Genomic DNA, 23,214 nt, shown 5'->3' with positions numbered 1-23,214 from the left:
ATATTTAACGTTTGAAGAGGCGCCGTAGCGCCTTTTTTTATGTTATCTTGCAATGCATTAAAACCAATAAGATGCCAATTATGGCACTAAAGTAACTGTTAATACGTAGGGAGATAACCGAGCGCTATGGCGAATGTTATCTGATAAAACGACAGTTAGCCTTAACCTTAACTTTTTAAGCCGCGGCTTTAAAGAGGAAATAAGATGTTAGCAGCACCGAAAGTAAACGCATTTAATCCCCCACGTAGAACGCTGATGGGCCCCGGTCCTTCAGATGTTTATCCTGAAGTATTAGCGGCTCAGGCCCGTCCAACAATAGGGCATCTTGACCCGTTATTTGTTGGCATGATGGATGAGCTTAAAGCGCTTATTCAGTATGCGTTTCAAACTGAAAATGCCATGACTCTTGCGGTATCTGCACCGGGTAGCGCCGGTATGGAAACCTGTTTTGTTAATTTAGTCGAGCCCGGTGAAAAAGTGATTGTGTGCCGCAACGGGGTGTTTGGCGAGCGGATGCGCCAGAATGTTGAGCGCGTCGGTGCCACCGCTGTGGTGGTGGACAACGAATGGGGCACACCGGTTTCGGTTAGCGATGTCGAGGCCGCGTTAAAAGCTAATCCTGATGCGAAATTTTTAGCCTTTGTTCATGCCGAAACATCGACTGGCGCCTTGTCAGATGCCAAGCGCCTGTGTGCCTTAGCTAAGCAATATGATTGCCTCTCTATCGTCGATGCGGTGACCTCTTTAGGTGGCGTTGAACTCAAAGTCGATGAATGGGGAATCGATGCTATTTACTCGGGCAGTCAAAAATGTCTCTCCTGTGTGCCAGGTTTATCGCCAGTGTCGTTTTCACCTGCAGCGGTAGAAAAACTTAAATTGCGTAAAACACCAGTACAGAGCTGGTTTTTAGATCAAACCTTAGTGATGGGCTATTGGAGTGGCGATCAGGGGGCTGGTGGTAAGCGAAGCTATCATCATACTGCACCTGTGAATGCACTGTATGCTCTGCATGAGTCGCTTCGTTTGCTTGCCGAAGAGGGGCTTGAAAATGCGTGGGCACGTCATCAAAACATGCATCAAGTGCTGTGTGAAGGGTTGGAGTCATTAGGGCTTAAGTTTGTTGTTGAAGAGCAATCTCGTTTGCCGCAACTTAACGCCGTGTATATTCCTGAAGGTGTCGATGATGCCTCAGTGCGTAAGCAGTTGTTGGAAAACTATAACCTAGAGATAGGTGCAGGCCTTGGCGCATTGGCTGGTAAAGCGTGGCGTATAGGTTTGATGGGCTTTGGCGCGAGACGTGAGAACGTGGCGTTATGTTTACGAGCGCTTGAAGAGGTGTTGCGCTAGCCACGCTTGATGGCTTGCACAATAAAAAAGGGGAATTGAGTTTCCCCTTTTTTGTGACAGATAAAATAGTCGTTCAGTGCTCTTTAATCTATTGTCATGCCAAAGGCGATTAATGCGACGGTTGAGATAACTGTAACTAGTGAAAATATTGTGCCGAGAATCGCAAATATCTTCTTACGCTGTTTTTGACATAATCCCGCTATGCCTAAACCTGTTGCGACCAGCGCTGTGCCGATAAAGGCAAATAGCAGTAGTCCAACGACAATAGCCTCCACTGATTCTTCGTTCATTCCTCCTGGTGTGGTTGCTTCTATCACGCCTGCGACGATTAACAGCCCAAATATGAGCATCATTGAAGTAATGCTCAGTACAAATGATGCAATACCAAGCCCTGAGTGTTTCATTTCGATAGTGGGGCTTGGTGTTATTGCTGGAGTTGTTGGCGCCAGTGCTTCGGTTGCTTCCATGCGTGGGGTCCTTAGGTTCGTTTCAAAAAAATTAAAAAAGTATCGAAAAAATCAGTTAACGTAAAATACGCCTAGCGACTAATTATTTCAATAAAAAATAATGTTAATCATTGGTTTATGGCGTTTCTGTTCTTGTGTTTTGATGCGCATAAAGTGTGCCTTTTTTAGGTCGAGTATAGCGCTTTTTGAGGGATGATTGATCTAGCTTAAAGAGGTCGGCAATTGTTTTTTACCTACGTTGGCAGCAACTAAAATAAGGGTTAAGGAAGCCTAGAGGGCTTGCGCTTTAGGCTGTTCGTAAATCCTCTGCATCAGCCTTGTTTAAGGCGATGCGAGCCAACAAAGGAGTTTGTGATGAAATCATTTTTTCCCTCAATCTTTCATAAAGATGATCCACGCACGGCATTACAGTCGCGGTTAGATAATGTGTTTGATGACTTTGCCAAAGATTGGTTAACGACGTGGCCAAATACCCGTGCAGAGCTTGGCGTTATGCCTGCAATAGATGTGAAAGAGAGTGCCGAATATATCGAGATCAAAGCGGAACTTCCCGATATGAATGAAAAGGATATCAATGTGGATATTCGAGGCAACTACCTCATTATTAGTGGTGAGAAACATAATGAGCAGGAGAAAGATGAAAAAGGCTATCACTTGAGAGAGCGCTCATTTGGGTCTTTCCTACGCCAGATCCCGCTAGGCTTCAACCTCGATGCCGAGCAGATCACCGCTCAATATAAGAAAGGGGTATTGGCGATTCATGTGCCTAAGCCAGCAGAGCTACAACAAGATGCGAAAAAAGTAAAAGTGGCTTTTCATGAGTAGTAAGTCAATCGAAAGTCAGCCAAAAGGCGTCAAATTGGGCGCCTTTTTTATCGATTTATATTAGCTGATGTGAGCAGAAGTCTGACTAGCTGGTGTTCTTGGAAGAACTTTGGCTGTATAGGGGGCGGGTGCCTGAGTAGTAGTAATTGGCGGCTTATTTCGATTTTGCCAATAGAGGAGCGCGGCTGCGCAAAGTATGCTTGCCGATTAAAAACTTGTTCAATGATGATGCATAACGGAATGAGGTCGTTAAGTTTGTAACCACGAGCATATATAAACTAGCCAGTGTAAAGTAATCACTGTTTGCTAGGGTAATCTGTGTTGAATGCCCTCACAAAGGAACAACCATTGCAGTATCCATTTGCCTTGAATGAGTTGCACAAAAACACGCTGAGTAGATCACTTTCTTATATTGATTGATATGACTTGGCTACTGTTTTGAGTTAGAAGGTTAAAGAAAAGCCTAGTCATATTGCTATAACCAGGCTGTTGTGGAGTACTGTCTTTGGCTTCACCAGTTTTGCTTTCGCAAGTCTTGTGTCGCTGCTGACGATTTAGTCCAGCTTATTTTTAAAGATCTTCCCATCTTTCATGATCAGGTCGAAGTTAGTGGCTGCATCGCTAATAAGGTCAATATCCTTCAGTGGGTTACCATTGACTAAGATCAGATCTGCATAGGCGCCCTTACGCACCTCACCGAGAAGCCCTTGTTTATAGGGAGTGCGTGGACCGGCTAGAGTGAGTAATTCTGCGTTATTCGAGGTCACCATCTTCATGATCTCGTAAGGAGTAAACCAGCGCTTCATCTTGGCGACAAAAGTACCTTGCTTGCGCGCTAATTCTTTATCGAAAAGCATGTCAGTGCCCCAAGCCATTTTGACTCCTAACTTTTTAGCGAGTTCGATGACACGATCAGTACCCTCAGTGACTTCTATAAACTTCTTAGTGCTGACGGGGTTGTCAAATTGAATGGCATCATCATCGTTGATAATGGGTTGAACTGACAGCCAAGCGCCTTTTTTCTTCATCAGCTTCAAGGTTTTTTCACTGAGCAAGTTGCCATGTTCAATTGACTTGACGCCCGCTTCGACCGCTACCTGCGCGGCTTCATCGGTAAAGATATGCGCAAGCACGTAGGTATTATAGGTTTCTGCCACTTCGACGAAGGCTTCAAGTTCTGCCTTGGTGTATTGTCGTACATCCAGAGGATCATATAGGGAAGACACACCTCCGCCAGCGGCGATTTTGATCTGGCTGGCGCCCATACGCATCACTTCGCGGGTGCGCAGTATGACTTCTGGTACGCCGTCTGCCTGCAACATCATAGCATTTTTATACCAATACCAGAGTGAGTCAGCGGGATTTGAGGGGACCGCTTGGTAGGGGCGATAGTCAAGATGGCCACCGGTTTGTGTGATTGGAGGGCCAGAAGGAAAGATTCTGGGCCCGATCAGCTCACCCGCATCGATTAATTTCTTGGTTGAGAACGGATTGCCACCCACATCTCGTACCGTGGTAAATCCCCTGAGCAAAGTCTCTTCGGAACCGAGTGCACCACGAATGGCGATCTCCAGAATATCACCAGTAATAACCGTACTTTGCGCTGTACAGCAGTAAGAGGTGTGCCAATGGGCGTCAATCAATCCGGGTATCATGGTGCGGCCGCCACCATCGATGACCTTTCCGCCTGCAACGGCGAGAGGTTCGGTAGAGACTTCGGTGATTAAATTCCCTGTTACGACAACATTCGCATTTTGGATGAGCTTTTCGTTAACGCCGTCGAATACATTGACGTTAGTAAATAAAGTCACGTTACTCGTTTCTTCCGCGAAAAGCGCATTACTACTGAAAACTAATGTTAACGAGGCCAATAAGCCTACTATTTTCTTCATGAGTTCATTTCCTTATGAGATAAGCAAAGACGCTGCCTATCTGTCGTGATCAGTTTTACTCGCTAAAGAGCGAGATATAGAAATCTCTCTGCTGCCCTAAAACATAATAGATAATGTTTGGTGCAGGCTTTAAAAGAGCATTGCTATGCGTGGGTGGTCTTTCGTTTCTTTATGAAGGGAAGAGTAGGGGTAAGACTCTGTAAGATTAAGTTTATGTGTATTGGGCTGCACATATAAGCTCCTTTTATAGGCATCCTTGCTGCCAACTTTAAACTAAAAGTGGTGAGGGTGACTGCAACTGCAAGACAACCCTCTTTAACAGTCTCTGGCTAGCACAGTATCAGCTCTGCATAGATGATGCTATTTCACCGCTTGTGCTGTCATGAAATATTCATTTATGTCAGTAAGATCTGCCTGTCTGCGCCAACAAATAATGTTAACGTTGGCTAAAAAATATACGCCTGCTCGGCGCTAAATACAAGTCGTTGGAGCGACAAGTTGCACCGTTAGCGATGGCTTATGACGAGGGCGATTAAAATCACCCTCGACATCTATCTGGAAATCAGGTTCAGGCGGTATTCTTGCCCCTATTTTTAGGCGGTTAATAGCTGCAATATGATGGCCAGGATTAGCACTGGGCAGACATATTTAACGTAGATAGGCCACATGCGCCAAAAGAATCCTTCTAGGTTAACGCCTTCTTGGGCGGCAATGGAGCTGAGCAGACTATTTCTGTGCCATACCCAGCCGGTATACAAGGCGATACCCAGTGCAATGAAAGGTTGTGCTCGCTCCGTGGTCAAGGTGATCACCAATCCAAATAGGGCATCAAAATTAAACACCATAATTGTTGCCAGCAGTGCGATGACGGTACCGACTAGGTAGGTGGCGCGGTGACGATTGATCTTGGTTTTTTCAACGATATAGCTGGTGGGCACTTCGACGATAGAGATAGCCGATGTTAGCCCTGCTATGGTCATCAAAATGAAGAAGATAATCGCAATAATCTGCCCTAAGTTACTGCCCAAGCTGTCGAAAAGCGCCGGTAATACGGTAAATACTAGGGTGTCGGCATTTAGCAGGCTACCGTCTGCGGCGAAGATCTCGACCCCATTGTGGTGTGCCACGTACATGGCGGGGATGATCATCAAGGCTGCAAGAAAGGCCACGCTGGTATCGGTTAGGGTGACATAAGCGGTCAGCTTGGCCACATTTTCTTGCTGATTCAAGTAGGCGCCGTAGACCATCATGGCACCTGTCCCCACAGTCAGCGAGAAGAAGGTTTGCCCCAAGGCACCGATCAGTACTTGCGGTTCCCAAATGTTGTCAAAGTTTGGCAGTAGCAGGACTCTCAGCCCTTCGCTGGCCCCTGGTTGCATCAGAATATAGCCAACCCCTAATACTAAGATCACCAGCAGTAAGGGCATGAGACGTTTAGACCACAGCTCTATGCCTTGCTGCACCCCTTGGCGGATCACCAGAACCACCATTAGCATGAAGAGTAAGCTAAAGAGTAAATTACGCTCTAACGAGAAGGCCATTAGCCATTGCGATAAGCGCTCTGATCCCATGAGTTGAGCTATAGGTGCTAAGGTAAAACTGACAAACCAGCCTGATAATATGCTGTAAAAAGTGCAGATGAGGGTCGCGGTGATGATTGAGGCGAAGCCTATGGCTTTACCCAAGCCGCGACTTAATGAACTGCTGCCTAACTTGGCCATGGCATCTGCGGGATTGGTCTGGCCATGGCGGCCTATCATAAGTTCGGCGACCAACATGGGATAGCCCAAGATAAAGATGAGCACCAGGTATACCAATAGGAAGGCACCGCCACCATGGGTGGCTGCCTGAGTGGGGAATCCCCAGATATTTCCGACCCCAACGGCGGAGCCCGCCGCAGCCATGATAAAACCTATGCGGGAGCTGAAGTGTCCCGTATCTTTCGCGCTCATTTGTACCTCACCTCTGTGCTAAAGAGGGCGCATCATAGTTCTTTATTATAGTGGGTCAAGGGCGATAAATGTCGTAAGGCCAAGGTGTGACTTGAAACTATTTCAACTAATTTTAAAACTAAGCAATAAATTGCCGTTAAACGGCTTCGGTTAGGCATTTATTGCATAGCTGAGGCTGTGAGTCCGGCAGACGCGATAGGATTGCGCGGCAAAATAAATGAAATTTTGTGCAATCTATCAAGTTATCTCATTAATCTGCTCATCGATTTGAGGCAGTGGAATCGCAGTGCGGTTTTTGACCTGCTTAAGGACGAAGCTTGAGCGTATGCCGGCGATATGTGGACTGCTGGTAAGTTTCGTCAGCAAAAAGTGCTTAAAGGTGTCCATGTTTTTGACCAATACTTTTAACTGATAATCGGCGTCGCTACCTGTCAGTAGGGCGCACTCGAGCACTTCGTCGTAGCTATCTATTGCCTGTTCAAAATCATCGAGAATCGTTTGGGTGTGTTTTTCCAGGCGGACTTGAACATAGGCGGTTAGCGTGAGATCGAAGTAGTTGGCATCGACTAGGGTGGCATAACCGGAAATGATCCCGGCCTCTTCCATTGCCTTAACCCGGCGTGAACAGGGTGAAGGTGACAGGCCTACGCTCGCGGCTAACTCTTGATTGGCCAAGCGTCCATGGGTTTGCAATAGCTTGAGAATCTGAATATCTATCTTATCGAGTTGTAGTTTTGTCATGTTGGTTGCCGGAAAAAGTGAAACCTTAGCTATGCCTGATGGCGCGCCATTTTTCTATGGTCAGCAAAGAGGTGAGGGCGATCAGGCCACCGAGTAAGGTGGCGGCCAAAATATCTTGTGGCCAATGCATGCCGAGCAACATACGGCTAAACCCCATTGCTATCGCCCATAAGCATAACAGAGACGGTAGCAAAACATGTTGCGATAACAGCAGAAAATAACTAATAACCAGGGTCAATGTCACCGCGAACAGAGTGTGACCAGAGGGAAACGAAAACCCCACCTCTTGCTGCCAGTGGTGGCGAATATTGGCCGATAAGTGCATCTCTTGTGAAGGTAAGGATGCCAAGCTGTGCGCCATGATCTCTCGTCGCATGTCGTTCGGCGCTTGATAAAACTGCTTTATAGGCAAGCCTTGGGTTTCCGCCAGAAATTGCACATTGGGTCTGGCTTCAGCGAAGTGAGGCTTTAGAAAATGATTTAGCCCTAAGCTGAGGCCCATGGCCAGAGAGACGCTTAATACCAGCGGTGCGAAGTATCGGCCACGCAGGCGTAAGAAGCAGAGCAGGAGTACCGCTAAGACGGTCAAGATGCCATAGGGAGACGTCCCCGAACTGGTGAGACCATAGGCTACTTGTGCCCTAAAAGAGCTGAGATCCAGTAGAGGAAACATTGTCAGGCCGCTGAGGTAAACGGCGGCGGGAATCAAAGTTAAACCGCCCCAGAGAAGCAGTAGTTTGAACAATGGAGTCTTTGGCATCAATTTCCCCCTCAAAAGCACTAGGCTAACCTATAAGCAGGGTGTTGGGCTAGGCTAGTGTCGGTGAGTGTGATTAATCGGGAGCCGAGCAGCATGCTTCGCTGGCGACTGGCGACTGGCGACTGGCGACGATACTGGCCATTATAGGTAGAGATTGAAAGCCGTGGGGTTGCGGCTGATAGCATAATAAGTACAGCCTAGGCTAATCTACTTGTACAAAAATAATCGCTCTAGATAGAAGAGCGTCAGCGCACTCACCAGCGTTAAGTAAGCGAGTTAACATGAAAATCCCCTTGAATGGCAGTTCACGGGGGAAATACCGCCATTAAACCTTAAGCTCGTCTATAGAGGTGGGCAGACTGATGAGCACTTGTGGTCAAATAAGGGTAATAAAAAAGAGCGCATTGCGCTCCTTTCGTTTTATATTGCTAAGAAACTTATTCAGCTTGATTAAGCTTAGCTTCTAAGGTATCAACCTGTTTTTGTAGAGTCTCTAGCTTTTCACGGGTTTTTAGTAGTACATGTTGTTGTACGTCAAACTCCTCACGAGAGACTACATCTAGTTTCATCAACTGATTCTGTAGGATTTGTTTGCTCTTCTCTTCAAATTCGCCAGCAAACTGCTTAAGACCACTTGGAAGGTTTTCACTAAGCTGTTTGGCAACTTCTTCGATTTTCTTTGGATTGATCATTGTTAATTCCGCTGTTGGCTAATCAAATCTATATGGTTGAGAATTGTACCTGCTTTAAGTTTACATCGATAGTTGGATTTTTTGTCAATCGCGAGGGAGAGATTCTGGTATGATCTTCCGCTGGTTTAAATGTTTTTTATCTGCGTGGTAATGGTTAACTCATGAAGCTCAATCCCGGTCAAAATGATGCTGTTCACTATGTTTCTGGTCCTTGTTTGGTACTTGCGGGTGCAGGCAGTGGTAAGACGCGTGTGATCATCAACAAAATTGCCTATTTGGTGCAAAAGTGTGGTTATCAAGCGCGAAATATCGCTGCGGTCACCTTTACCAATAAAGCAGCCCGAGAGATGAAGGAACGTGTAGCCCAATCTATGGGACGCAAAGAAGCACGTGGATTGTGGATCTCAACCTTCCACACCTTAGGGCTTGAGATCATCAAGCGTGAATATAAGGTAGTCGGCCTTAAGCCGGGCTTCTCTTTATTTGATGATCAAGACACCTTGGCGCTATTAAAAGAGTTAACCGAGAATGAGCTTGATGGCGATAAAGATCTATTAAGAATGCTGACAACGGCTATCTCAAACTGGAAAGGGGATCTGGTTATTCCTGAGCAAGCGAGAAAGATAGCCAAAGATGAGCAGTCGCAGCTTTTTGCTATGCTGTACCAGCGTTATGCCCAGCACATGAAGGCCTATAACGCCCTCGACTTTGATGATCTTATTCTTATCCCTACTCTGTTGTTGCGCCATAACCAAGAGGTAAGGGAGCGTTGGCAGAAGCGGATTCAATACTTGTTGGTGGATGAGTATCAAGACACCAACACCAGCCAATATGAATTGGTAAAGCTATTGGTTGGCGAACGCGCTCGATTCACCGTTGTGGGTGACGATGACCAATCTATATACTCGTGGCGTGGAGCAAAACCACAAAACTTAGTATTGCTTGGCAAAGACTTTCCTTCATTGAGGCTGATTAAGCTTGAGCAAAATTATCGCTCTAGTCAGCGCATCTTGCGTGCTGCCAATATTTTGATTGCCAATAATCCCCATGTTTACGATAAATCATTATTCAGTGAGTTAGCCTATGGCGAACCGCTTCGAGTGCTGATGGCCGCCAATGAAGAACAAGAGGCCGAACGGGTTGTCGCCGAGATGATTCGGCATAAGTTTGTCGGGCGAACTCAATTTGGTGATTACGCGATATTGTACCGTGGTAATCATCAATCGCGCTTACTTGAACGAGCGTTAATGACCAACCGTATTCCCTATAAGTTAAGTGGTGGCACCTCTTTCTTTGGTCGAGCAGAGATCAAAGATATTATGGCGTATCTGCGTTTAGTGGTTAATCCCGACGATGATAATGCTTTTTTACGGGTGGTTAACTTGCCTAAGCGAGGTATAGGCCCCGCGACATTGGAGCGATTGGGAAATTATGCCAATGAGAAACATATCTCTATGTTTGAGGCTATTTTTCAATCGGAATTGAATCATCATCTACCGCCAGCGGCGATGTCGGCGCTATATCAGTTTGGTAAGTTCATCGTTGATACTGGCGAAGAGGCTAATCGAGGTGAGCCTGTTGAGGCGGTAAAACACCTCATTCGTAATATTAATTACGAAGATTACCTTTATGAAACCAGTACCAGTGCTAAAGCTGCAGAGATGCGGATGAAAAATATCTCGGAGTTGTATCGCTGGGTGACCGAGATGCTGCAAGGAGATGACTTAGATGAGGGGATGACACTGCCTGAGGTGGTCACTCGATTAACGCTGCGTGACATGATGGAACGTAACAGTGAAGATGAAGCTGGCGATCAGGTTCAATTAATGACTTTACATGCCTCAAAGGGACTAGAGTTCCCTTATGTGTTCATGGTTGGGGTTGAAGAGCGAATCTTACCCCATCAAAGCAGTATCGATGAAGACAACGTCGAGGAGGAGAGGCGCTTAGCTTATGTGGGGATCACTCGTGCTCAAAAGGAACTGTGGTTTATGATCTGCCGTGAGCGACGTCAGTTTGGTGAAGTGATGCGCTGTGAACCGAGTCGGTTTTTGATGGAGCTGCCACAAGATGATCTCATTTGGGAGAATCGTAAGCCAGCGCAGACGGAGCAGCAGCGAGTTCAATCTGGCAAAGCCAATATTGCCAATCTTCGGGATATGTTTAAAAAATAGTGCACCTTATACCAATGGCATTGGCGAAAAGGGAACAACCTTTCTATCATCCACATCTCTTGGATAAAAAGGTGAGTGTTTTGGGCTGCCGACTTCTTCGTTGAATGTCCTCGCAAGGGAGCAACCCTTCCATCACCTATTCGTCTTGAATTAGCTGCCAAACAACACCTTGAGTAGATCACTTTCTTATACTGATTGGTATTATGGTGTAATGCAATTGGGGGGGCTTCTGCTGCTCTTACTTTAGGCTATGCATATAAACTGGTATCGTCATCTGCTATTGGTAGTGTTTTAGGCTTAATTGACTCACCTAATGCCAGACCTTGACCTGCGAAAAAACCCAAACTCGCGAGCTGTTGCCGCTGCATTTCGGTTTTAACACCTTGTACGTAAAGAGTGAGATCTAATGCTTCAGCGGCTAGCTGGTGGGCCTTAAGTAACTTCTTGTGCTGTGGATCATTTAAGTGGCTAATGTAGCTAGGATCGAGTTTTAGGCCGCTAAGGGGCAAAAAGCTTAAACAACTCAAAGCACTGTGGGCACTGCCATAGGCGCTTAGTCCAATATTGAGTTGTAGTTTACTTAACATATTGAAGGTGTTGATATGACTGTCACTGTCTTGTACAAATGATTTCTCGTCAAAAAATATCCATAAATTATCAGGCTTAAAATAACACTCTTTTATACGATTCTTAAGTTTACGTACCGCATGTTTATGCTTTAAATGTTCGCTTGAGATTTCAATATGCAACTGAGTATGGCTTTCAATGACTGTGGCAAGCTTAGGATAGTCTTTATTAATTTGATCAAATAGATATAGGTCTAACTCTTTGGTTAAATTACAGTGCTCGGCAATATTGTTAAGCTGTGCTTGTTTGATCTTACCTAATTGGGAATGTTGCCAATATAATTTGGGCTCGAGAGCGATGACTTTTTCAGAATCGAGCGTCATCACTGGAAAATATTGTAACGCTAAGGCCTTTTTAGCAATAGCCTCCCGTAGCTCTATCTCTAAAGTGATGTCATGTGATTTCTGTTGACTGATGCTGTTGTCATAGATGACATAACAACCTTTGCCATTTGATTTGGCTTGGTACATAGCGGCATCAGCATCTCTAAGTATAGATTCACTGGTGTCGGTACTGTTTCGACTGCTAAATGAAATACCTATACTTGCACCAGAGGTAAAACTTTGATTTGCCAGTTCATAAGGCTGAGATAGTTCGCCTAAAATGCGCTCGGTTACTTCGATTGCATCGCGGGTGTCATTAATGCTGTCGAGTAATATGACAAACTCATCACCGCCGATCCGAGCTAACGTATCATTGTCTCTAATGCATAAATTCAGTCGACGTGCGGTTTCGATGAGAAATTTATCCCCCTGTAAATGACCTAAAGTATCATTGATCAATTTGAAGCGGTCTAAATCAATAAACAGTATGGCAAACCTATCTAATCCATGACGACGAACATGCTTAATGCCTTGAGATAATCTTTCCATGAAACGAGCACGGTTAGGCAGCCCTGTAAGGGTATCATGGCTAGCATCGTGAACGAGTTGCTGTTCTACCTTACAACGTTGTGCAATTTCTTTTTCGAGATCCTGATTTAGCATTGCAAGCGCTCGGGTGCGCTCTGTGACCTTTTCCTCTAGCTGTTCGTAGCTTTGCCTCAGCGACTCGGCTGACAATTTTCGTTCAATTGCCGTTGCAATATGCTGCGAAACAAAGGTCAGTAGATCTAAATCCTTTTCTTGGTAGGTCTGCGACGGGGTGAAGCTGTAAATCGTCAATGCGCCTTTAACGATACCTTGGATAAATAAAGGCACACCTATCCACTGATAGATGGTTTCGGTGTAATTGAGTTGCGGCGCCTTAGCATAAAGTTGTTTTGAAGCGATGAGTGACTTAATGTCATTGTTATCGAGCAGCAGAGGCTTTTTCTGCTTTAATATAAACTCAGTCAATCCGTCGGAAAAAGGACGTCTTTTAGGTGCGCCTACGTTTAGTTGCGATACATAGAACGGAAATTGTAAGTAGCGATTGCTCTCATCTAATAGACCTATATAACAGTTATTCGCTGGAAGAAGGTGGCTAATCACCCGGTGTAATTCAGCATAAAAGGTGTTGTCATCTAGATTGGAATTGGAAAGCTCGGCAATCTCGAAAAGTGATTTCTGTAAATTTTCTGCTCGACGTCTTTCGGTCACCTCTTGTTTGAGTTTGTCATAGGCCACGCTTAGCTCTTTGGTTCTATGTTTAATAGCGGCTTCAAGATGGTGTCGATGTTGAACTCTCTCTATAACACCTGAAATATGTTGGCTAATGAAGGTCATCAGCTCGACTTCAATATCGCCATAGTTGATTTCTTTGTTATAACTTTGAACCACTATGACACCAATAGCCTGCTCACCATTATAAATTGGAACACCTAACCACAGATGGCAATCGGAACCTCGACTGACGATTTCACCGCTCGAAACAAGCTCTTCGAATTTGTCACTGTCGCACAGTAAAGTCTTTTTTTGTTTCAACACATAACCGGTTAAACCACTAAACAGCTTGCTGGAGATATCTTCTAAAGGATAGAGTTCACTTGGGTGAGGGTCTTTCTCATCAACCCAAAAAGGAATATTGAGATCACCTGTGATTTGATTGAGTATGGCGATGAAAAAATTGTCTGCGGGAAGCAGTTTATTCAGACTACTCTGAATGCCAGAATAGAATTCATCCTCTCGTTCGACTGTAGCCGCAAGATTCGATATGTCGAACAAAGTATTTTGGACTACTTCAGATCGTTTATATTTTAGCGCTAAGCTTTTTAAACGACTAATCCTTTTATATAAGCGCCCAATTTCACGAGGTGAAAGCAGGTCTGTTTTTTCCCTAAACATGGCTCCGCCAATCGTTATTATTATATGCAGCATAAGGATTTTGAATAATATCTATAAATAGCATAAAAAAACATCACTACCAAGTCATTATTTTGACTGTGATAGCTTAAAATTGACTGTTTGTGGTTTAAATTGACATTAATCTGCTAAAAGTTGAGCAAACGAGTAAAAAAATCTGAGTTTGCTATAGACTCTACGTGAAATAATCCATACTATATGCGGCGCTAACAAGGCAGGCACCCATAGCTCAGCTGGATAGAGCGCACCCCTCCGGAGGGTGAGGCCGAGGGTTCGAATCCTTCTGGGTGCACCAGTTGGAGTTGAAGCAAAGTTAGCAAAATAAGTAGTAATATCAGTGGTGATTGTAGCTCAGTTGGTAGAGCCCCGGATTGTGATTCCGGTTGTCGTGGGTTCAAGTCCCATCAGTCACCCCATTACTTCCTTATGAAGTATCGAGGGCGACCTCATAAAACATCTACTACTTGTTTGTTAAAATAGAGACTCGGTGATTAGCGCAGCCCGGTAGCGCATCTGGTTTGGGACCAGAGGGTCAGAGGTTCGAATCCTCTATCACCGACCACATTTAAAAATAGTGATTCTTATTAGAGTCGGTATTTAGTAAAAAAAGATTTTCGGTGATTAGCGCAGCCCGGTAGCGCATCTGGTTTGGGACCAGAGGGTCAGAGGTTCGAATCCTCTATCACCGACCACTTTCGAAAAGCCTTCTGAGAAATCAGAAGGCTTTTTTCGTTTCTAGTGTTCTGCAGAGGAGGGGCCTATAACGGTGTGGGGAGTCACCTTGTATAAGTTTTAATGCAATTGGCATAAACCCGCGATAAGGCTGATATCTACCGTTATAATACCAATTAGTATAAAGATGTGATCGCTCAGCGAGAATTTAGCGCTTATGAGGCAAGGCAACGAGTGAAGAGCATAGTTGTTCTACGGTCAAACTCGTTAACACAGCATCGAAAGCGCTAAAACTCGCCTGTTAGGCGTGTTTTTGGCTTCCTAGTTCTGCGTTGAACGGCCTCACAAGGGAGTGACCATTCCATCGTCCATTCGCCTTGAATTAGTTGCCAAAAAACACGCTGAGTAGATCACTTTCTTATACTGATTGGTATAAATCGTTACTTTTGCATTTCAAGGTGTCTTTTTAATAAAAAGGCTGCCATTTGGCAGCCTTCATATCTAAAGGGTGACTCTTTCAGGAGGGTAAATATAACCCATGTAAGCATTAGTCTTAAGTGGTTCAAATCGAGCCAGTTGTGGCTGCTCCTGAATGCCAGTGACAATGATCTGAATATCTAGCCCTCGTGCTACGTTGACTAGGGCGCGGCATAGCTCGCTACTGTGTTCATTTTCATCGTAATACGCAAAGGATTGATCAAGTTTGACGTAACTCGGTCTGAGCATCTGTAGGTACGACATGGAGCCAAACTGACGACCAAAATGATCTATGCCAAAGTGAGCCCCATTGTCTCTAATGATTGCGCATAGAGCCTGACAGGCATCTGGATCGCTGTAGACACCTGCCTCGGGGATATCGAAAACAATTCTTGGCGCAAGCTCGGTATGACGAAGGAACTTGTTTAGCCAGCGATGGAACTCAGGGTCGCTCAGACTATGGAACGTCAGGTTGATCGCAATCGGTTCAAAGTTACGCTCTAGCAGGCCATTTTCTGCAATGGTTTCGATTAGACAGCGATCCAAGAGGGAACCCAATGACAGCAGTTCGACATAAGGCATAAATTGTCCCGCATGGATCTCTTTATCGCCGATATTGAGTTGGCAATACAGTTCTCGTTGCACGATTTCATTTTTGTCCGAAAGGTAGACTGGCTGCCATTTAAATTGGAAATTCTTATTTGTGATCGCTTCACTTAAGTGATGACGCCACTGCTCTCTGGTATAAAGCTGTTTCTCAGTACTTTCAAACCAATGGAAAACCTTATTGTCGGCCACCGCTTTCTGTAAAGCATTATCCGTTTGTGCCAGTATGTCCGTTACTGTCATATGATCCGTTCTATGGGCAATACCAATGGCAAACTGTTCATTCGGTTTACAGCCCGCTTTTGATATCTCTTGATTTACCGTTCTTATCAAGGTTTGTAAGTACTTATTACTTTGTTCCTGTTCTGCGCTGGTGATTAGGAAAGCAAATTCGTAGGCGGCAATACGGGCAATAACCGAGGGAGCAACTTCATCTAGTTGATCTTTCATTTTTTCTGCAAGTAGACGAATGGTTTCATCGCGCACTTGATAACCGTACTTACTGTGGACCTCTTCAAGCCAGTCAAACTTTGCCATCATTAGGGAGCCATTGTTGGGCTCACTTAACCAGCTATTTAATCTTCCCATCATATATTGACGATTTGGGAGGCCAGAAACTTGATCTACTAAGTTTTTCTTTCTTAGCTCTGTTACTTCTTCATCTAATGAACTAAAAATCTGTTTCAGCTGATGAGACATGCTATTAAAGGCTTCGACAACAGCTTTGAGCTCGGATGTTTTTGGGAGTTTCATATCCGGACCAAATTTGCGTTGGGCTATTTCGGTGGCGTGTTCAGCAATTTCATGGAGAGGTTTGAGAATCCAGGTAAGTCCGAAACGAGCGAGTACAATCGCTAATAAAAACAGTATTGAAATAACGATAATAGCATTAGTCAGGGTGCGCCACAGCTCGTTATAACCAAAGCCAGGATGTGCCGTAATCTCGAGTTGTGCTAATTGCAACCAACCAGATGTGATCGTGCTTTTACGACTAATAGTGTCAAAGAAGCCTAAGTCAATAAACCACTGAGGAACGCCTTGGATCTTGACTGGGTTTTCCCATACTTGTTGCTTACCATCAACTAGCCAAGTCAATTTAACTTGTTGGTAATAGCCACCTTCAAAAATAACATTGATCAGCGTCTCGGCACCGACGATATCTCCAGCCTCAAGATCAGGCACCAACATTATCCCTAAACTATTGCTAGTATTGTTAAGGTCAGACTCCATTTGCTTGGTGAGAAAGCTCTGGGTTTCGGTAAATTGCACATAAGCTAAGCTGATGACAACGACCAGAAACAGGCCAAATAGCAGTGAGTATATCTGTCGAAACAGTGTCATTGTTCTAGCTACTCCAATCTTAATTTAGGCATTTTAAGTCTTTCAACACCCAATCTGTGTTTGAGATCATTCCATTTTTCAAGACGTTCAGATGAGCCCGCTAGCACACCACGTCCTTTCTCTTTGTTTAACCACAGCTGCCGACCATTGAAACTGTATACAGGTATTAAATCTGTACGTTGTGTTGCTGGTTTTATTGCCCGGTCTAAATTATCGAGCACTAACGGGACCGAGCCTGGCGTTTCATAATATGCCAATACCATATGATACTGATTTACCGAAGTCGCTTTAACCATGGTAATACGCATCTTATCGTCGGGCACGCCAAGCTGGAGTAAGGTAAAGTATTTTGCGATAGAGAAATCTTCACAGTCTCCTCCATTCACACCGATAAATTCCATCGGACTCGCCCAATAATTACTGTCGCCCCACAGTTTTATGTCATCGACAAAGCGGAAAAGATTAAAAAAGTTATTTACATTAACGATTTGCTCTTTTTCACTCAGTCCTTGTGATTCATCTAATACTTTGAACCATGCTCTAACACGCTTGCCTGCGCGTTCACCATATCGTGACTCTATTGCTGCGGTAATATGGTTCGCGTCTAAGGTTTGTGTCGGAGAAGCGTATAGGCACGAAAACCCCAAGGCCAGTGCCATAATGCTAAATTGGCAGACCTTAAGGTAACGTTTATGCCGGCCACGTTTAGCTGTCATCTTCTCCGACTATTACTGCTTATTTAACTTGTTCATCTACCGTGTAGATATGCCATTTCATATCGGCAGTCGTATCTTCACCTGTGAGTTCGGCAATAACACGACGGTTTCGAGTATGAGCCATCTTAGTATGAGTCGGATCGACAGGACGGTCATAGCTATAACCTATGGCTGTCACTCGATCACTTTCTATACCAAAGCGTTCTGATAGCAAGGAACTTACGGCATTAGCTCTATTCTGTGACAGAGTTAAGTTATGCTCATAAGAGCCGGTTTTACTACAGTGACCTTCGATTGTCACTTTAGTATTTGGAAACTGCCGCATAAAAGTCGCCACAGTTTCTACTTGGTTATAATATTGAGGGTCGATGTAGAAAGAGTCATTGGCAAAAAGTATCTTAAGCTCCTGACGTTCATTAATCGGTTTGATTTTTCCACAGCCATAGTTGTCAATTGAAGCCCCTTGAACCGTGTCATTACAACGTTCTCTGGCAACGATAACACCATCTCTATCGTTATCGTTGAGGTCAAAGACTTGGTTTGTTGGCTCGTCCATGGTTACTATGTCACGAGAAGCACAGCCGCCAATTAAGGCAAAGCTAAGGATGATAAGTAAGGCTTTCATTATTTAACTCCTCCTTCGTACTCGCGTTCGCCTTTCCATACATCGGGGCGTGTGACACGAAGTGACTCTAATAGTCGTCCTGTTGCGTTTAGAATACGGTATTCTGAGATAATTTCATCGTACTCAGCTTCTAGGTAATCCTTACGAGCTTCAAATAGTTCATTCTCGGTATCGAGTAAATCGAGTAAGGTTCTTTGACCCAGATTAAACTGCTGGCTATAAGCCACTTGTGTATCCTTAGCGGCAATCACATGATCGCGAATATACATTTTTTGTGGTTCAAGCAGTTCGTAGGCATTCCAAGCAAGGCTAACGCCCTCAACGACTTGGCGATATGCACGTTGGCGGATCTCTTTTGCTTCACCCACTTTGTATGCCGCTTCTTTTTCACGGGCTAAATCCTTACCGCCTGCGAATAAGTTATATTTTACCCTGACCATGGCAACAAGATCGTTACTGTGGCCACCGACATTTTGTGAGGCAAATGAAGAGTAACCGTCTTCACCATTTAAATTGTCGTTCCAGTTACCACCAAGTTCTAAAGACAACTTAGGATAATAGTTTGATTGTGCTGAAGACCGTTCATTTTCAGCCGCATTAATATCACTCGATGCAGACTTTAATATCGGGTGATTATCTTGTGCTAGCTTGAGGCTACTATTAAGATCTGTTGGTAACATGTCATCATCAGGTACTGGCACGATGAGATTTTCAGGCTCTTTTTCTACAATGCGCATAAATTGCGCTTTTGCATCATAAAAATTGTTTTTAGCTGAAATTACGTTGGCATTTGCTCGAGCAAGACGACCTGTAATTTGCGAAAGATCTGCGATTGAGCCAAGACCTGAGTCGGTACGCTGCTTAATTTGCTCGTAAATGTCTTTATGGCTTTGAAGGTTCTTTTCGGCAAGGGTTAGCACTTGTTCACTACGGATATAGTTAACATAAACCCTTGCTACTTCAAGTGCCATATCTTCCGCTGCGGCGAACAGAGCCCATTGATCGGCGCTTGCTTCAAAGCTATAACGATCAACTTCGCTAGATGTGTAGAAACCATCAAATAGCATCTGCTTGATGCTAAAGCCGACTTCACCGCGCATTAAGTCGATGACTCCTTCGTCGTCAACGTCACCTTGATTTTTCTTTCTTCGTGTTGATGGACTGTTGGTTTGCTCCCAACCATAGCCACCACTAATATCAATTGTTGGCATATAGCCAGCTCTTGCCTGATTAACTTGCTCTTCTCTCGCTTTAAAGCGATTAAATGCGATGCGAATATCTGGATTGGTATCCAGCGTATGTGCAACTGCTTGCTCTAACGTTTGGCTAGAACAGACTCCTGGCAGTAACATCGCGCTAACAGCGAGTGCTAAGGCACTTCGCTTTAGCTGACGTACGGTTTGCTTACTCATTGTTTAACCCCCCTGGTTATTTGTTGTGAACTTAGCGTTCACGTAGGGCAGTATCTCTTGCCCTCAAAATTGGATTAAGTATGTACTCAAGAACGGATCTTTGCCCAATAATCACATCAACTGAGGTTAACATCCCCGGAATAATGGGCATTAGGGTTCCATCGTCTTTAGTCAAACTTGATAGTTCAGTTCTAACCCTTACAAGATAGAAACTGTTTCCCTCTTCGTCCTGTGTTGTATCGGCACTAATGTGCTCTACAACGCCGTTTAAGCCACCATAACGGGTGAAGTCATATGCGGTGACTTTAACAACGGCGGGTAAGCCAGGATGTAAAAACGCGATATCTTTCGGTAAAATTTTTGTCTCAATTAGCAACTGATCTTCCGATGGCACAATCTCGATAATATCAATGCCGGGTTGAACGACGCCCCCAAGCGTATTGATATGGACTGTTTTAATCGTGCCATTCACTGGCGAAACAATTTCTGCTTTGCTGACCTTATCTTGAGCGCCAACTTGTGCTTCGTTCATGCGTGACAAGCGAGTCTGCATTTCATTGAGTTGTTTTCGCGTATCTTCAGCGAATACTAATAATGCCTCTCGTCGCTTTAATATTGCTTCATCTTGGGATGCCTTTACTTTAGGACGTAATAGCCTAACGGAAGCTAATTCCCCGCGAATGTCATTCACAATACGTTCGAGTTTCAGTAGTTCAACTTCTGGCACAATGCCTTTATCAGCGAGCGGGCGTGTCAGTTCCAATTCACGGCTAACTAATTGAAAACTCTTCGTAAGAGTTGTTATTTTGGATGCTAATTCTTCAGTTTCTTGCTGTTTTTGTTGGATCTGTCTGGCTAAAATTTCGAGCTGATTACTGAGATTATCTAAGCGCCCCTCATACTCCTCTCTTTGACGGCGGACTAAGTCGGGCTCTTCTTCAATTAATGATTGAGTAAATTGTAGAGGTTGTTTGACGATTTTGACCTGTTCACGCCAGTCGGTCGCCACATCTGAAATGGTGATGCTATTCAGTTCGGTACGTAGACGCAAAACGTTGGCTTGTAGGCTATATACCTCTTGTTCCTGCTGGGCATAATCAGACTTAAAGCGAGTATCATCGATACGAACTAAAGGCTGGCCTTTAGTGACAATCATACCTTCTTGAACATAAAGTTCCTGCATGATCCCGCCATCTAGACTTTGAATCACTTGTATTTGCGAAGAGGGGATCACTTTGCCTGTGCCCGTTGTCACTCTATCAAGTTCGGCAAAGTAGGCCCAAAGTAAAAAGCATAATGCCAGCGCCGAAAGCGCCCAGATAATCAGGCGATGGCTGGTTGGTGCGTCGGTCATCATGGCACCATAGACATCATCGACCATCTCTAAGTCGTGGGTAGTTAGATGCTTACTCACTCTTTGGTCCTCCAGCTAGTAAGCCTTTGGTAAGCTGATTAAGCACGGTATCTTTAGGACCGTCGGCAACCAGATGACCTCGGTCTAGGACGATGATGCGGTCGACTAGATTCAGTAGATGCATTTTATGAGTGATCAGTATCAACGTTCTCTCTTTGGTCACGTTCTGCATTGCCCTAATAAACTGTTTTTCAGCACGGGCGTCTAAACTTGCGGTGGGTTCGTCCATCAAAAGCACTGGCGGATCGTTTAAAGTTGCTCTGGCTAGTGCAATGGTTTGGCGTTGGCCCCGAGATAGTGATTGTCCACCTTCACCGACCTGCTGATCTAAGCCTTCAGTTTCGATATCAGTAAATTGATTTACGCCCGATAATTGCACCGCTCTAATCAATTGGTGTTCTGTGACCTGACGAGTACCAAACAAAATATTATCGCGGATTGAGCCATGGAATAGCGTGATATCTTGCGGAAGGTAGCCAAAGTTTCTGCGAAGATCTGTGGGGTGAATTTGAGCCGAGTCCAAGCCGTCATAGCGTAGGCTGCCTTTTGACGGTTGATATAGTCCCACAAGAAGTTTCGCTAAAGAACTCTTACCCGAGCCGTTGCGGCCAATGATCGCAACTCGTTCGCCCGGCGCAATGGAGAGTGACATAGGGTGCAGTACTGGTCGTTCAGAACCTGGATAATTAAAGCTGATATGGTCAGCATTTATCTGTCCTTGAAGTCGTTGCTTACTGACGAGGTGACCCTTATTCTCAAATTCATCTTCTTGGGTCATGATCTGGTCGAGTTGCCGCAGTGCGCTTGCAGTATGGTTGCCGCGAGTCATTAGCCCTGCAAGCTGCGCCATAGGCGAAATTGCTCGGCTGGATAAGATCACTGCGGCGATAATCCCACCCATAGAGATATCGTTATCCGCCACGCGATAAACACCGAGAATAACGACACATACTACAGACAGCTGTACGGTGAAGTTGGCTATATTGGTAACCGATGTTGATATCTTCTTGGCTTTGAGTTGCCAATTGGCTGTGTGGCCAATCATCTGCTGCCAACTTTTTTGTACGAGTCCTTCAGCGCCGCTCGATTTTATTGATTCAAGAGAAGCTAACGATTCAATTAGGTGACCATGCTTTAGGCTCGCAAATTTATTACTTTCCTCAATAGCCGCTTTCAAGCGAGGTTGCATTATCAAGGTGTAGATGATGATTATAGCGCCACCAACTAGAGGAATTAATGCGAGATCGCCTGCGACGATATAGATGATGATCACGAAGAAGACCGCAAATGGTAGGTCGACCAGTGTCGTTATCGTTGCGGATGTCAGGATCTCTCGGATACTGTCAAATTCACCGAGTTGCCTCGCCATCCCACCAACACTCGGAGAGCGTTTTTCTAACGGAATACCAATGGCTTTAGCAAATAATCTTGATGAAACAATGATATCAACCTTTTTCCCTGCTACATCAATTAAATAGGCGCGAAGTTGCCGCAAAATCAAATCAAAAATGTAGGCAATACCCGCGCCGATAGCCAATACCCAAAGTGATTCAAATGCGAGATTAGGAACCACCTTATCGTACACATTCATGATAAACAGGGGGGAAACCAAGGCAAACAGGTTCACCAATACTGATGCAATAAGGGCGTCGCGATAGATTGGAGCCGAATCCTTTAGAGTTTGCAGCAACCAGTGCGATTTGTTGTCATGCTGGTGCAGGTCAAAGCCCATATCACCGCGATATTGCTGCTTAACGAGAAACAGGTAACCAACATACATGGCTTCAAGAGCTTCAATAGAAAGTTGCTCTTCACCACCCGTTTCAGGCAGTTGAATCACGGCTCTATCGTTATCGAAGTTAATTTCTCGTAGCAAACATGCCTTTTTATCTTTCAGTAATAAGATACAAGGTAAAAAAATAGGCGAGATTTGATCTAAACCTTTGCGGGTTAACTTGGCAGTAAGACCTGCTCGTCCTGCGGCTTGTGGCACTAATTCTGGTGTTAAAACACTACCAGACAGGGGTAAACCTGCAGCTAAGGATTCGCTAGAGCATGGGCTGCCAAAATATTCGGTCAATAAGACTAAACTGTCTAACAAGGGATCGACAGTCACTCTTTGAGAGGCTGAAACCGTCCATTGCTCAGTTTTTGGAGACGCTGTTGATTGCACCTTAAAAACTTATCCTTAA

The 23,214-nt window shown here is 44.7% G+C and carries 16 protein-coding genes and 4 tRNA genes; 7 read left to right on the top strand and 13 right to left on the bottom strand.

What is annotated here, in order from left to right; translation table 11 throughout:
* The first annotated feature begins 204 nt into the window (after positions 1–204).
* Positions 205–1,347 (top strand): pyridoxal-phosphate-dependent aminotransferase family protein, encoded by a 1,143-nt coding sequence (locus K0I62_RS17710; RefSeq protein ID WP_220069343.1) that lies wholly within the window; start codon positions 205–207, stop codon positions 1,345–1,347.
* An 83-nt stretch (positions 1,348–1,430) separates the two neighbouring features.
* Here K0I62_RS17710 and K0I62_RS17705 read toward each other — a convergent pair whose 3' ends face one another.
* Positions 1,431–1,814 (bottom strand): hypothetical protein, encoded by a 384-nt coding sequence (locus K0I62_RS17705; protein ID WP_258405039.1) that lies wholly within the window; start codon positions 1,812–1,814, stop codon positions 1,431–1,433.
* A gap of 354 nt (positions 1,815–2,168) precedes the next feature.
* Here K0I62_RS17705 and K0I62_RS17700 point away from each other — a divergent pair, with 354 nt between their 5' ends.
* The gene (locus K0I62_RS17700; protein WP_220069342.1) at positions 2,169–2,639 is read left to right on the top strand and encodes an Hsp20/alpha crystallin family protein; all 471 of its coding nucleotides are present in this window, start codon (positions 2,169–2,171) and stop codon (positions 2,637–2,639) included.
* Positions 2,640–3,193: 554 nt separating this feature from the next.
* Here the strand turns inward: K0I62_RS17700 and K0I62_RS17695 are convergent.
* The 5 genes from K0I62_RS17695 to ubiK form a co-directional block, all read right to left on the bottom strand.
* Positions 3,194–4,531 carry a metal-dependent hydrolase family protein gene (locus tag K0I62_RS17695; protein ID WP_220069341.1) on the bottom strand — a complete coding sequence of 446 codons (1,338 nt, stop codon included), beginning with the start codon at positions 4,529–4,531 and terminating at the stop codon, positions 3,194–3,196.
* Positions 4,532–5,124: 593 nt separating this feature from the next.
* Positions 5,125–6,483 (bottom strand): sodium-dependent transporter, encoded by a 1,359-nt coding sequence (locus tag K0I62_RS17690; protein ID WP_220069340.1) that lies wholly within the window; start codon positions 6,481–6,483, stop codon positions 5,125–5,127.
* 237 nt (positions 6,484–6,720) lie between these two features.
* Entirely contained in the window at positions 6,721–7,224 is a 504-nt protein-coding gene (locus tag K0I62_RS17685; protein ID WP_220069339.1) for an Lrp/AsnC family transcriptional regulator, read from the bottom strand.
* A 25-nt stretch (positions 7,225–7,249) separates the two neighbouring features.
* Complete coding sequence (locus tag K0I62_RS17680; RefSeq protein ID WP_220069338.1) at positions 7,250–7,984, bottom strand: phosphatase PAP2 family protein; 735 nt, start codon at positions 7,982–7,984, stop codon at positions 7,250–7,252.
* A 437-nt stretch (positions 7,985–8,421) separates the two neighbouring features.
* Positions 8,422–8,676, bottom strand: coding sequence for a ubiquinone biosynthesis accessory factor UbiK (ubiK, locus tag K0I62_RS17675; protein ID WP_220069337.1), 255 nt, complete (start codon positions 8,674–8,676; stop codon positions 8,422–8,424).
* 161 nt (positions 8,677–8,837) lie between these two features.
* On the opposite strand from ubiK, the gene rep reads away from it, so the two are divergent.
* A complete protein-coding gene (gene rep / locus K0I62_RS17670) occupies positions 8,838–10,850 on the top strand; it encodes a DNA helicase Rep (protein WP_220069336.1) in 2,013 nt (670 codons plus the stop codon).
* 248 nt (positions 10,851–11,098) lie between these two features.
* Here the strand turns inward: rep and K0I62_RS17665 are convergent, their stop codons facing one another.
* The gene (locus tag K0I62_RS17665) at positions 11,099–13,741 is read right to left on the bottom strand and encodes a bifunctional diguanylate cyclase/phosphodiesterase (protein ID WP_220069335.1); all 2,643 of its coding nucleotides are present in this window, start codon (positions 13,739–13,741) and stop codon (positions 11,099–11,101) included.
* A 236-nt stretch (positions 13,742–13,977) separates the two neighbouring features.
* On the opposite strand from K0I62_RS17665, the gene K0I62_RS17660 reads away from it, so the two are divergent.
* The 4 genes from K0I62_RS17660 (at position 13,978) to K0I62_RS17645 (ending at position 14,451) form a co-directional block, all read left to right on the top strand.
* A tRNA-Arg gene (locus K0I62_RS17660) sits at positions 13,978–14,054 on the top strand.
* Positions 14,055–14,099: 45 nt separating this feature from the next.
* Positions 14,100–14,175, top strand: a tRNA-His gene (locus K0I62_RS17655).
* Between the two features lie 69 nt (positions 14,176–14,244).
* Positions 14,245–14,321: transfer RNA gene (locus K0I62_RS17650), tRNA-Pro, on the top strand.
* A 53-nt stretch (positions 14,322–14,374) separates the two neighbouring features.
* Positions 14,375–14,451 (top strand) — tRNA-Pro (locus tag K0I62_RS17645).
* Between the two features lie 481 nt (positions 14,452–14,932).
* On the opposite strand, the gene K0I62_RS17640 is transcribed toward K0I62_RS17645, so the two are convergent.
* From K0I62_RS17640 to K0I62_RS17615, 6 genes are read right to left on the bottom strand one after another with little or no spacing between them, the layout of a single operon-like run.
* Positions 14,933–16,855 (bottom strand): bifunctional diguanylate cyclase/phosphodiesterase, encoded by a 1,923-nt coding sequence (locus tag K0I62_RS17640; protein ID WP_220069334.1) that lies wholly within the window; start codon positions 16,853–16,855, stop codon positions 14,933–14,935.
* Between the two features lie 8 nt (positions 16,856–16,863).
* Positions 16,864–17,571, bottom strand: coding sequence for a transglutaminase-like cysteine peptidase (locus tag K0I62_RS17635; protein WP_220069333.1), 708 nt, complete (start codon positions 17,569–17,571; stop codon positions 16,864–16,866).
* 19 nt (positions 17,572–17,590) lie between these two features.
* Positions 17,591–18,196 (bottom strand): OmpA family protein, encoded by a 606-nt coding sequence (locus K0I62_RS17630; RefSeq protein WP_220069332.1) that lies wholly within the window; start codon positions 18,194–18,196, stop codon positions 17,591–17,593.
* Positions 18,196–19,608, bottom strand: a complete 1,413-nt coding sequence (locus K0I62_RS17625) for a TolC family outer membrane protein (RefSeq protein ID WP_220069331.1) — start codon at positions 19,606–19,608, stop codon at positions 18,196–18,198. Before K0I62_RS17625 ends, K0I62_RS17630 begins: the two co-directional genes overlap by 1 nt.
* 31 nt (positions 19,609–19,639) lie before the next feature.
* Positions 19,640–21,022, bottom strand: coding sequence for an HlyD family type I secretion periplasmic adaptor subunit (locus tag K0I62_RS17620; RefSeq protein ID WP_220069330.1), 1,383 nt, complete (start codon positions 21,020–21,022; stop codon positions 19,640–19,642).
* Complete coding sequence (locus K0I62_RS17615) at positions 21,015–23,195, bottom strand: type I secretion system permease/ATPase (protein ID WP_220069329.1); 2,181 nt, start codon at positions 23,193–23,195, stop codon at positions 21,015–21,017. Before K0I62_RS17615 ends, K0I62_RS17620 begins: the two co-directional genes overlap by 8 nt.
* Positions 23,196–23,214 lie beyond the last annotated feature (19 nt).

The sequence above is a fragment of the Shewanella psychrotolerans genome (genome assembly GCF_019457595.1).
Taxonomy (GTDB): domain Bacteria; phylum Pseudomonadota; class Gammaproteobacteria; order Enterobacterales; family Shewanellaceae; genus Shewanella; species Shewanella psychrotolerans.
This window is presented reverse-complemented; position numbering and strand designations above follow the sequence as displayed.

Coding starts and splice junctions, on each gene's coding strand:
- K0I62_RS17710 (WP_220069343.1), top strand. CDS start 205: ATGTTAGCAGCACCGAAAGTAAACGCATTTAATCCCCCACGTAGAACG.
- K0I62_RS17705 (WP_258405039.1), bottom strand. CDS start 1,814: ATGGAAGCAACCGAAGCACTGGCGCCAACAACTCCAGCAATAACACCA.
- K0I62_RS17700 (WP_220069342.1), top strand. CDS start 2,169: ATGAAATCATTTTTTCCCTCAATCTTTCATAAAGATGATCCACGCACG.
- K0I62_RS17695 (WP_220069341.1), bottom strand. CDS start 4,531: ATGAAGAAAATAGTAGGCTTATTGGCCTCGTTAACATTAGTTTTCAGT.
- K0I62_RS17690 (WP_220069340.1), bottom strand. CDS start 6,483: ATGAGCGCGAAAGATACGGGACACTTCAGCTCCCGCATAGGTTTTATC.
- K0I62_RS17685 (WP_220069339.1), bottom strand. CDS start 7,224: ATGACAAAACTACAACTCGATAAGATAGATATTCAGATTCTCAAGCTA.
- K0I62_RS17680 (WP_220069338.1), bottom strand. CDS start 7,984: ATGCCAAAGACTCCATTGTTCAAACTACTGCTTCTCTGGGGCGGTTTA.
- ubiK (WP_220069337.1), bottom strand. CDS start 8,676: ATGATCAATCCAAAGAAAATCGAAGAAGTTGCCAAACAGCTTAGTGAA.
- rep (WP_220069336.1), top strand. CDS start 8,838: ATGAAGCTCAATCCCGGTCAAAATGATGCTGTTCACTATGTTTCTGGT.
- K0I62_RS17665 (WP_220069335.1), bottom strand. CDS start 13,741: ATGTTTAGGGAAAAAACAGACCTGCTTTCACCTCGTGAAATTGGGCGC.
- K0I62_RS17640 (WP_220069334.1), bottom strand. CDS start 16,855: ATGACACTGTTTCGACAGATATACTCACTGCTATTTGGCCTGTTTCTG.
- K0I62_RS17635 (WP_220069333.1), bottom strand. CDS start 17,571: ATGACAGCTAAACGTGGCCGGCATAAACGTTACCTTAAGGTCTGCCAA.
- K0I62_RS17630 (WP_220069332.1), bottom strand. CDS start 18,196: ATGAAAGCCTTACTTATCATCCTTAGCTTTGCCTTAATTGGCGGCTGT.
- K0I62_RS17625 (WP_220069331.1), bottom strand. CDS start 19,608: ATGAGTAAGCAAACCGTACGTCAGCTAAAGCGAAGTGCCTTAGCACTC.